8 protein-coding genes and 2 pseudogenes are annotated in these 10,042 nt (G+C 45.1%); 9 read left to right on the top strand and 1 reads right to left on the bottom strand.

Annotated elements, in window-relative coordinates; all coding sequences use genetic code 11:
* The first annotated feature begins 379 nt into the window (after window positions 1–379).
* From OVA10_RS23155 to OVA10_RS23145, 3 genes and pseudogenes are all read left to right on the top strand, one after another.
* Window positions 380–889 (top strand): hypothetical protein, encoded by a 510-nt coding sequence (locus OVA10_RS23155; protein ID WP_268196966.1) that lies wholly within the window; start codon window positions 380–382, stop codon window positions 887–889.
* Between the two features lie 143 nt (window positions 890–1,032).
* A pseudogene (locus OVA10_RS23150) lies at window positions 1,033–2,271 on the top strand (tyrosine-type recombinase/integrase).
* A 9-nt stretch (window positions 2,272–2,280) separates the two neighbouring features.
* A complete protein-coding gene (locus OVA10_RS23145) occupies window positions 2,281–2,484 on the top strand; it encodes a helix-turn-helix transcriptional regulator (protein ID WP_262809185.1) in 204 nt (67 codons plus the stop codon).
* A 244-nt stretch (window positions 2,485–2,728) separates the two neighbouring features.
* Here the strand turns inward: OVA10_RS23145 and OVA10_RS23140 are convergent, their stop codons facing one another.
* Window positions 2,729–3,571, bottom strand: coding sequence for a DUF3800 domain-containing protein (locus OVA10_RS23140; protein WP_268196965.1), 843 nt, complete (start codon window positions 3,569–3,571; stop codon window positions 2,729–2,731).
* A gap of 503 nt (window positions 3,572–4,074) precedes the next feature.
* Here OVA10_RS23140 and OVA10_RS23125 point away from each other — a divergent pair.
* From OVA10_RS23125 to OVA10_RS23105, 6 genes and pseudogenes are all read left to right on the top strand, one after another.
* A complete protein-coding gene (locus OVA10_RS23125) occupies window positions 4,075–5,478 on the top strand; it encodes a phage major capsid protein (RefSeq protein WP_268196964.1) in 1,404 nt (467 codons plus the stop codon).
* 210 nt (window positions 5,479–5,688) lie between these two features.
* A pseudogene (locus OVA10_RS23120) lies at window positions 5,689–6,174 on the top strand (DUF1441 family protein).
* Between the two features lie 66 nt (window positions 6,175–6,240).
* Window positions 6,241–6,927 (top strand): hypothetical protein, encoded by a 687-nt coding sequence (locus OVA10_RS23115; protein WP_268196963.1) that lies wholly within the window; start codon window positions 6,241–6,243, stop codon window positions 6,925–6,927.
* 540 nt (window positions 6,928–7,467) lie between these two features.
* Window positions 7,468–7,671: a D-Ala-D-Ala carboxypeptidase family metallohydrolase gene (locus OVA10_RS26215; protein WP_442788004.1), complete on the top strand. Its 204-nt coding sequence runs from the start codon at window positions 7,468–7,470 to the stop codon at window positions 7,669–7,671.
* Window positions 7,672–7,900: 229 nt separating this feature from the next.
* Window positions 7,901–9,112: a hypothetical protein gene (locus tag OVA10_RS23110; protein ID WP_268196962.1), complete on the top strand. Its 1,212-nt coding sequence runs from the start codon at window positions 7,901–7,903 to the stop codon at window positions 9,110–9,112.
* Between the two features lie 547 nt (window positions 9,113–9,659).
* A complete protein-coding gene (locus OVA10_RS23105; RefSeq protein WP_050862691.1) occupies window positions 9,660–9,875 on the top strand; it encodes a helix-turn-helix transcriptional regulator in 216 nt (71 codons plus the stop codon).
* Window positions 9,876–10,042: the final 167 nt, after the last annotated feature.

The raw sequence follows: 10,042 nt of genomic DNA, 5'->3' as shown, positions 1-10,042 counted from the left end.
CATCGGCGGAGCCAGGACGGGTTCGCAGTCAGAAACGGCCTGAAGGTGTGCCCCCGTCCTGACTTTATACCCTTCGCAATTTTGTTAACTAAAAGTCTCTTCTGGTTACCGCAGGTTAAAAGATCCTGACTCGCCATCTCCGGACAGTTTTTGTATCTTAAGTTATCGACGGGGACACGGTTGAGTTTCGCTTTGAAACTGATGACGGCTTCGATACCGGTTGTGACGTGAGTATTGTTGATCAGTGCCAGAAAGCCGCCGATGTAGTTCAGTGGAAGCCAAAGACAAATGCATTGCGGGACTTAAATCTGACATCAAATCAGCAAATGACCGCTTTGAAAACCGCACGCCAACTCAATGAGCTTATGACCAGACATGTTTGGCAATTGAAAAGCAGCGCACCCGACCTGAAGCCGCAGAGAAGCGTATTGCTGAGCTGGAGGCGGTGCGGTATCCGATGATTGTTATCGATATCGATGGTGGTATTCCATCAGCTGTATGTGTGCCGGATGCGCAGCATCGCGAGCGCTTTGAATGGACGCCTGGACAGTGGGCTGAACATGTTGGAGGTCATTACCAGGTCAATGCCCCGGCAAACTATTACGAGTTCGGCTCATTCATGGCGGCCGCTGCAATGCTGTGCCAATTCGGCACCGTTCAGCAAAAAACTGGATGGAATGCGTGCCGCGCCGCCATGCTTCAGGGTGCCGATGGCAACTCTACGGTGATTCCTGAAGAACTTATCTCAGCAATGGAAGAGGTGCTGCGTATTTCAGACCGGGATAATGATGCGTGGCATCGGGCTGGAGCGGCCATCGCCAAATGCCGGGAGGTTATGTCACCTGATGTGAATGGTACCCTCGTCAATGTAGGGTACATTTCTTACTGATTTTGAAGTTTATGTGCTTTTTTATATTCTTATCAATAAGTTATAAATTTACGGGCTATCTAACTTTTTTTGATAAATGGTCTTTTTATCGTTTGTTGTTGGTTTAAATGGACTATGCAGCGGACTAAAAATGCGGAAGAAAAATGTCAATCAAACCGTTAACTGTTACTGAGCTTAAGGGGCTGAAACCACGTGACAAAGCCTTTGCTGTTTATGATGGCTTTGGCTTACTGCTGAACGTGAGCAAGGTGGGGGGGGAAGTATGGCGATTTCGCTATAGCCATCCGGTAACAAAGAAGCGGCAGACCTACACCATTGGGCGCTTTCCAGAATTTACCCTCGCAGAAGCACGAGAAAAACGTGACGAGTTACGCAGAATGATCGCACGTGGAGTGGATCCGGTGACGGAAAAGAAAAATCGAAGGGCTGAGGCGGTGCTTAAAAATTTGCAAACATTCGAATCCATAGCGAACACATGGTTTGCATTCAAAAAAGAGGCGGAACTACGAAAACCTACATTGTATAATATCGAATACGAAGTATATAAATATCTTGTTCCTTTATTTGGTAAATACAATATCGAAAAAATCACTGCGCCTATCGCTATAGCGGCTCTGGATACTGTTTCAGATAAAAGCGCGTTGCAAAAAAAATTGATATCACGGCTAAATGAAATAATGAATTACGCTGTAAACTCTGGCTCTATAAGAGTAAATCCACTACTCAAGATAAAAACAGCGTTCAATGGAAAGAAAAATAAATCATTAGCAGCGCTGCCAATAGAGAGACTTCCTGAATTTCTTAGCTGGTGGGATAGTGTTCCTCATGCTTATCAAATAGCGCATAATGCACTGCTATTCCTGATATTGACCATGGTCAGGCCAGGAGAGGCAATCCTTGCAGAGTGGTCTGAGATAGATTTTGATTCAAGTTTGTGGGTTATCCCTGAACATAAAATGAAATGTCATCGTGAGCATGTTGTACCTCTCTCATCGCAAGCTATTCAGATCCTTCGATACATGGAAAAGATAAAGAAAGGGCGCTATATTTTTTATTAATCAAGAACAAAGGATGCACCTATGGGTAGAAATACTATCAAAACACCACTTGCAGCAAGTAAGTTTAAAGGTGTGGCTACTTTGCATGGTTTCCGCTCCATGTGGAGCACTTTATTAAATGAAGAGGGCTTTAATCCAGATGTGATTGAGGCGGCTCTGGCGCACAAGAGTAGCGAAAAAATAAGGGATATTTATAATAGGACCACTTATTTAGAGCAGCGTAAAATCATGATGCAGTGGGTAGGGGATTTCTTTGAAGCAGCGAGAGAGGGTGTGATTAACCGCTCTGGTGGTAAAAAGGGTTTGAAGGTTGTAAACGGTTAAGGAGATTTTATGAATACTAATGATGAAATTTTATTTACTAAAGATGTTATGAAAATTTTGCGCTATGGGGCAATGAGCGCATTCATTCAATTCTGGCAAGACAAAGAAAATGGATTTCCTCAACCGTTTAGGATTGGACGTCGCCACACGTGGTATAGGGAAGACGTTGAAGCATGGCTCGAGAAGCAACGAGAGCTTGCGAACTCACATTGATCCGTTTTCATCCTGCCTCGCTTTGTGGCGGGGAGCAATTTGAAAATGGTTTTTTGATATATTCCAATTTTTCTAACTTAACTCGCTAGCGAATGAAACAGGAAGGAAAATTTAAGAAGAGCTGCAAAACTAAAGTTCAAGCAGTTGTTTGTCTTCTTTCAGAGGCTTAGAGTAAACTGGAAGACATGATAGCTAACTCATTAAAATATAGAAGGTATCGTTAAAGCCGATACCTTCTATGAAATTAATTTTCTCTCCCGGGACCAAAAACTACGCCTTCAAAGTTTATGTCGTCAATATCCGTGGTGTACTGCAACATCAAAAATTCTTCTAATGGATGGCCTGAAGTCGATTTTGTTGTATTAAGTTTTTCATTTTTATTTTCCTTCATGTATTTTGTTAAATGCTTAAAGGTTGTATAGGATAATACATCAGCAATAAATGTGGTTGGTGAATTTTCCACTCTTATTTCAAGTGTGAGCTTTCCATTTTTAGGCCTTGGATCAGGTGACAAATTAATAATTTTGGATTCAGTGTATTGTTTTTTCGTAATAAACCTTTTATTTATTTCACCATTGAATAAGTTTATGATTCGGGAACAATCGTTTTTCATGATCTTTATTACACCGGCATCTATGTTGTCACTTATAATTTGTATAGTTATATTGGTTTTGAATTTCTCAATAAGTTTTGTGCATAATGTCAATGCTTTTATTAAAATGTTTTGTAGCAATTGTGAGTGCATTGACTCTTTTTTGGTTTCCGTGCTCTTTCCTACGTAAGATGCGTATGACTCAGTGTATATAACAGAATAAAAAAACTTTAGATTAAATTCTCTAAATAATCTTTTTACCAATTCAATAGCTTTTTGTCGCTGTTCAGGTTCTAAAGCTGACATATGCAATTTATTAGATGGTTCCAAGTGTAGATCCTGTAAGCCAATCTCTACTTTTTTTTCAAACTTTTCCACATCGCAATCATTTATTAGGAATCCAGCCATTATGCCAATTTGATTACAGGGCTTGGAATCCGAATAACCTTTATCCCCTGATTCATCTATGTAGAAATATATGGTTGTATTATTCATGTCTATCCTTTATCAAAAAATTAGCATTATAAAATTATAATTTTTGCTAAAAATTTATAAATTAGCCTTTAGGTTCTATCCCGTTTTTACGAAGCTTTTCACGACAGGCTTCTTTTACCCAGGCACTGAAATTACCCGGACCAGCAACTAAGAGCCTATCTCAATAGGTTATTGAATAAAGGCTTTTCCCTTGTTTCTCGATGCTCAAAGTCAGGTGAAACAAGGCTTCCATACCTGTGAAAAAATCAGGTTGATGAAAAACCCACACCCTATTGAGATAGGCTCTAAATTAATCTGTTCGAGCAATTCATCCTCGAAACGTATGTTTTTCTTTGTGCTGCCGGAGCGTTCAAATGTGGCCTTCGAATTTTTATCTTGCATTGGTACGTACCATTGGAGTGGTGTTATCTTGATGGTACGTACCAGCCAGATAAAGAGCAATAGATAATTAACGAGGCCCGTCAGTGATGCCACACTTAACGGGCCTCTAACCAACAACCGTTATGCAACGACAGGCTGGCGTGCTGGAGACGATCGGCAACACCATGCTTGCCACCTACGTTGCAAAATCCGGTCTGCCTGAGGCTGAGGTAAAAGCCATGATGGATGCTGAAACCTGGCTGACGGCGGCTGAGGCAAAAGAAAAGGGATTTGTTGACGAAATCTACCCGGCAGAAGGACAGATGTTTGCCATGGCGCCGGGCTGTGATTCGCTGGTGGCAAAATTCACCCGCACGCCGGAGCAGCTGCGCGAGGGGATGAAAACCACCAGCCAGCCGGAAAGCCGGGAGCAGAAAGCAGAAGCGCTTTTCTCTGCGTTTGCGTCGCATGAGTGGGCGGCCGGTATTCGTGCTGAGTTTGTGGGCGGCTCCATCACCGAGGAGCAGGCTCGTCAGAAAATTTTAACGAGTCTGGCAGCGGGGATCACTCCCTGCGCCGGACCAGGAGCGATAGACGTGTATTCAGGTAACGGAAACATTGTAGGGGATTCGGTAAAAGCGGCTCTGCTGGCGCGTACCGGGCTGGCGCAGGCAGAGAAGGGCAACCGCTATAACGGTTACACCCTGCGCGAACTGGCGCGCGCTTCGCTGGTTGATCGCGGCGTGAGTGGTATTCCGGGTAATCCGCTGGGTATGGTGGGTATGGCGTTTACCCACAGCACCAGTGATTTTGGCGGCATCCTGGCTGACGTTGCGAATAAATCACTTCTGAAGGGCTGGGAGACCTCCCCGGAAACATTCCAGCAGTGGACGAAAAGAGGGACGTTGCCAGATTTCAAAGTCTCGCACCGCGCCGGGCTGGATGGTTTCAAATCGCTGCGCGAGGTGCGCCCGGGGGCTGAATATAAATACGCTACAACCTCAGATCGTAGCGAACCGATTGCACTGGCGACCTACGGCGAGCTGTTCAGTATCGACCGTCAGGCGATCATTAACGACGACATGAGCGCGTTAACCAGTATTCCTCAAAAAATGGGTGCGGCCGCCAGCCGTACAGTCGGGGATCTGGTTTATGCCGTACTGCTGGGAAATCCCAAAATGGGCGACGGCAAAGCCATTTTCGATGCAGCACACAATAACCTGCTAAAAATTGCTCTCGATATTCCTGGCCTGAGCGCAGGGCGTAAAGCGATGCGTATGCAGAACAGCGGCGTGTTCAACCCGTACAACGATGCGCTGACGGTCATCACGGAGCCGCGGCTGGACGCTGAGAGTCTTAAAGCCTGGTACATGCTGGCAGGTCAGGGCGAAGACACTATCGAGGTGGCGTATCTGGACGGCATCGACACGCCGTATCTTGAACAGCAGCAGGGCTTCACCGTGGACGGCGTGACTTTCAAGGTGCGCATTGATGCTGGTGTCGCTCCACTCGACTGGCGCGGCATGGTGAAGTCAGAGGGTGCGTAAGATTTCTGGTGTGGTAATCCTTTGGCGGTCTTTGGGCCGCCTTTTTTACGGGTCCTCCTGGCGATTCTGAACACCGGGGGGGCGGTGGACACGCGGAAAACGGCTGATTTTTCGCATTTTATGCGTGCAGCAGAAGTTGGTTAACTGATTGATTTTAAATGTTACAGGTTGCTTTTGCTGCAAAAGTGACCGTGCAGCGGAGGAGATTTTATGGGGCTGAGCAGGATGCAGATTAATGTCTCTCAACTGGCGGAGCTGGTGGGGATGAATCGTAATCTTGTCGCGCGCCGACTGCGTGAGCTGGAACTGGTGGCAGGCAACGGCGAAAACCTGAAGGTGTACGAACTTGGGCCGGCACTTCAGGCCCTGCTTACGCCGTCCGTGAAAGAAAATGGCGACATGTCGCCGCAGGACAGAAAAGCCTAGTACCAGTCGGAAAACGAAAGGCTGAGATTCGAAGCCGCATCACGAGAGTTGATCCCTGCCGATGAGGTTGCTCGAGAATATGCAGCGCTGGCGAAAGCAGTTGTTCTGGTGCTGGAAACACTGCCGGATATACTGGAGCGAGATTGCGCGTTAACCCCTAAGGCCGTTCAGTTAGTACAGGACAAAATAGATGATCTTCGTGATGAAATGGCCAGAAAGATTCAAGAAAGTGATTCAGATGAGGGTTGGCCGAAAAATAATAATTTGTGAAGTGGTTGATTTTTGTTTCATTAACCCCCATGAATTAGGAGGACTTAGCATAAAGAGATTATTAAAATGGCCGGACAATTAGACGAAGCAGCAAAGCAGATTTTAGGAACGCTCTTGGCAGATTTTAGCGACCGAGGATTAACTGCTAAAGATTTGAAAAATGGGTATAAAGGTCCGAATGTTCAAGCTCTAGCTACAGCTGTATGCAATGTGGCTGATTTCAATGCTGTGGATTTCGATGTTGCCTTTGGAGACCTTGAGAAATCAAAATTGATAAAAACTGGCCCAAGAGTGATGATGGAAAATGATCCAAATAGTTCTCTTATCTTTCTTGGGACATACAGTAAACGTGAGTACGTATATTTAACCGAAGCTGGTTATAAAGAGTCACGAAAAGCCCCAAATCGTCCGCAGCATGTTCAGCGTATAGTTAACAATCTCACCATTAATGGCGGTCATTTCAGCAATACACAACTGGGACAGGGAGACGTTGTATCTCAGTCTCAGAACATTACATCCGGTACAGAATCTGAGATCGTTGCAAAGCTCATTTCTATCCTTGAAGAGCAGGGACAGGTAGTTAGTCATACCCAGCGTTCCGAGATTACAGCTGCTGTGGTTGCTGCAAATGATGGCGATGGCAAACAGGCAAAATCGTTACTGGAAAAGGTTTGCGGTCCCGTTTGGGAGTCGGTACAACCAGTGATGTGGCCCATTGTTGGTGAGATAGTCAAAAAAAGCCTTGGGTTGTAAGGCTGGTCACTAACCTCTAGGCCGCTATCGCGGCCTTTTTTAATCATCTTTTCACACCTTCTTTTTCTTTTTTACGTTAAAACACGCACTAAATTTGGGACTAACTCCCTCCACCCCTAAAAAACTTCCTTCTTTTTATCAATATATTACCGTTTGTTTACTTCTTCCTGGATGAATGTTCCATTCCTCAGGCTGCTGTCTGCGCAAGTATTCAGTGCAGCGCGTGCGGTAGGCGTCGGGACGCTGGTGCTATCGTGCGCCTTCCGTCTTACAGGATTTGTTCAGATTGCATCGCAACGGCCAGTGATGTTGTCGCTGAGTGCCGGGGTCTGGTTGAACCGTCAGTGGATTACGTAAAAATGCGTATTCGCCAGGCGGCACAGGGGATTATCAGATAAAAAAATGCAGCACGGGGTGCGGCAGCCAAAGGATGCTTCCAGAGAAAATCTATCAAAAATTGTGACGAGTACTACTTGCTGACAAACGCCATTGATATTGCCATGTTGCTGATATTTTAAAAGGGTAATTTCAGTTAATTAAATATATCAAAGTGAGTTTGCATGTCATTGCGACTGCGGATTCGACAGCATTTCCCCTGAGCTCATTACGGTGCCTGAATATGTGCGCACGCACTTTGGCGCGCCGGTAAAAATCAACAGCGGCTGCCGCTGCGAAAAGCATAATGCGAAGGTCGGCGGCGGGCCCAATTCACGGCATGTCCAGGGCATTGCTGCTGACATCTGACAGACATCGTTGTTTCTGGCCGTACGCCGGCGCTGGTGGCCGACCACCTCGAACGCAAATGCCCGGACCTCTACGGCGTCGGCCGTTAGCCGCTGTTATAAACCAGCAACGTATCCTGCAGAGGTTGAAAACTGTGATAATGGCGTGATAAAAGGTGCGTGCAGTCTCTGCTTCATTCTCTGTACTGGAGCTATACGAATGGGAAACGTTCTGAACTACGGACAGCAAAATGGCTAAATGCGTGCGTAAAAATTGTTGTGAGCCTCTCTTTCAGAAGCCGGAAGCCATAAGTAAAAGGCTCTGTGAAAAGCACTATCTGCGCTTTTGTCAACTCAGTGAGCGTAAAAAAAACGATCTTGTTTATAGAATAAACAAGGCTATCCCCCGAAAAACGAAACGCCCGAAGAACAGGAAGTTTATATACCCTAAGAAGGCCCCCCGGCAGTATGTATCTAAAGCTTATGAAAAATCAGAGATTTGCAAATTAAAGTATCCCTACTCTTTCTATCTCAAACTGAAGCAGATTCGTAAAACGAGAGCATGGCACAACCTTGATGCCAGGGTTCGCAGAGCCGCTGCCTCTGGTAAGCAGAATGTTCGTCTGGATGATGTCAGGGAACTGTACGAACTTTATTCATGGATTGATACATGTAAAAAATACAAGGTCTTTCCATCACTTAATTTGGTTACGGGTAATGCAGATATCTCTTTGAATATATTATCATTTCCTTCTGAAGGGAATAATTTCCTGCTCCCCGACATGTTAATCGTCGCCCCTGCGTTTTTAAAAAACAAATACAAAATTGAAGAAATGAAGGAAAATGATGAGGTATCTGAGGTATCTGAGGTATCTGAAACTGCAACTAAGACGCAAGGCGAAATGAGTTTATTTAATTTCCTGGTGAATAAATACAATCTTACCCGCGTTTGCAGAATGATGGAATTATTTAGCATTAATTATCGGTATCACCCCATGCAGTTTAAGGGGGCTGAAAGAAAATTCCCGCAATCAAGACCTGTTCTGTTTAATATCTTTATCTGTGAGATGAGGCGTTTGCACATACCACACATTGCCGAACAGCTAGTGAAAGTCCAGGAGAAATACGTGGGTTTTGTTATTTTTCTGGAGTTTCTGGCGATTTATCTCACTCTGAGAATTTTGCGTTCAGGGATACGGCGCGCTTTTATGGCGCTGCCATTCAGTGTCAGTTTTGACGGGTTGATCGACTTTCCCGTCATTGAGTCTTCTCTTATCAGTGAACTTCGCCTTAACAATCGTAAAGATTTAATAGCATTCTACAACAATATTTTTTCTGAGCCAGTATGCATATATTCAGAAGAACGTGAAACCCTGCAATGGCAGGGGGGGAAAGCTGAAGACTTTAACCTTCTTTATAAAAAAATGGATGAGATTAGTGGGAGGTGTTCTCAATCTTGGTGACAATCCAGGCTTACCTTTATGGCTATATGCTGTCTGTATTAAGGTCTTGCTTGCTGCATAACTGCTGGCATTACAGAAGCCGGTTCTGACTCATCCCGTCAAGCTATAACGCGCTCTGGCGCATCCTCTTTTTGTTCGTAATTTAATCGTCCCGCCTCGCGATACCGCCTGTAGTCCTGTACAAGATTTGTGCAATAACACACTCGTCGCCATAGTCTTCTCATCCAGTGAAAAAAAACAAATACGAATGAAAACGATTTCCTTTATCTGTTTTTGCTGCTCATGAATTTCGCTTTTTTTAAAGTGTCAAAAATTTATGAACAAGCCTTTTTGCTTTCGTAAAATTCCATACTCACTGGGAGGGAGAGTACAATGGCAAGGCTGTTTTCCCTTTCACCAAAGCAACACTATCAACGCACAGCAATGACTGCAGATGTATTTTTTTAAGGTCATGCACATGGTATGAGAACGATGGCCGTTCCTCATCCTGTGGCAACCGGCATCGTCTCCTGTGGCACATCGCCAGACTTAATCCAGGAGCAATCCCATGAACGACACACCCGCTTTACTGAACGATACGCTTGTTGATATGACGTTCATCACCACCTGCACCGGCATGACCGACAAATGGTTCTACAGGCTGATAAGCGAGGGCAAATTCCCGAAGCCAGTTAAGCTGGGGCGCAGCTCCCGGTGGCTGAAAAGCGAGGTTGAAGCCTGGCTGGCTGAGCGGATAGCGGCCTCACGAACAGAGGCCTGCTGAGGAGGGTGACTTTATTTTTGAGTGAGGCTAACTCGAGAGTAACTATTCGGCTAAAAACAGCAGAAATACACCATCCACGCTGTGATTTCAGACCGCGATCCGGTGGTGGCTAATGTCGGTAATAGTATTATTACCTTTACCTGTTATTACCATTGCCTGTTCCAGCA

Origin of the sequence: Lelliottia sp. SL45, assembly GCF_026672535.1 — a bacterium.
Lineage (GTDB): Bacteria > Pseudomonadota > Gammaproteobacteria > Enterobacterales > Enterobacteriaceae > Enterobacter > Enterobacter nimipressuralis.
The sequence above is the reverse complement of the archived record's forward strand: the minus strand, read 5'-3'. Positions and strand labels throughout refer to the sequence as shown.

Coding starts and splice junctions, on each gene's coding strand:
- OVA10_RS23145 (WP_262809185.1), top strand. CDS start 2,281: ATGAATACTAATGATGAAATTTTATTTACTAAAGATGTTATGAAAATT.
- OVA10_RS23140 (WP_268196965.1), bottom strand. CDS start 3,571: ATGAATAATACAACCATATATTTCTACATAGATGAATCAGGGGATAAA.
- OVA10_RS23125 (WP_268196964.1), top strand. CDS start 4,075: ATGCAACGACAGGCTGGCGTGCTGGAGACGATCGGCAACACCATGCTT.
- OVA10_RS23115 (WP_268196963.1), top strand. CDS start 6,241: ATGGCCGGACAATTAGACGAAGCAGCAAAGCAGATTTTAGGAACGCTC.
- OVA10_RS23110 (WP_268196962.1), top strand. CDS start 7,901: ATGGCTAAATGCGTGCGTAAAAATTGTTGTGAGCCTCTCTTTCAGAAG.
- OVA10_RS23105 (WP_050862691.1), top strand. CDS start 9,660: ATGAACGACACACCCGCTTTACTGAACGATACGCTTGTTGATATGACG.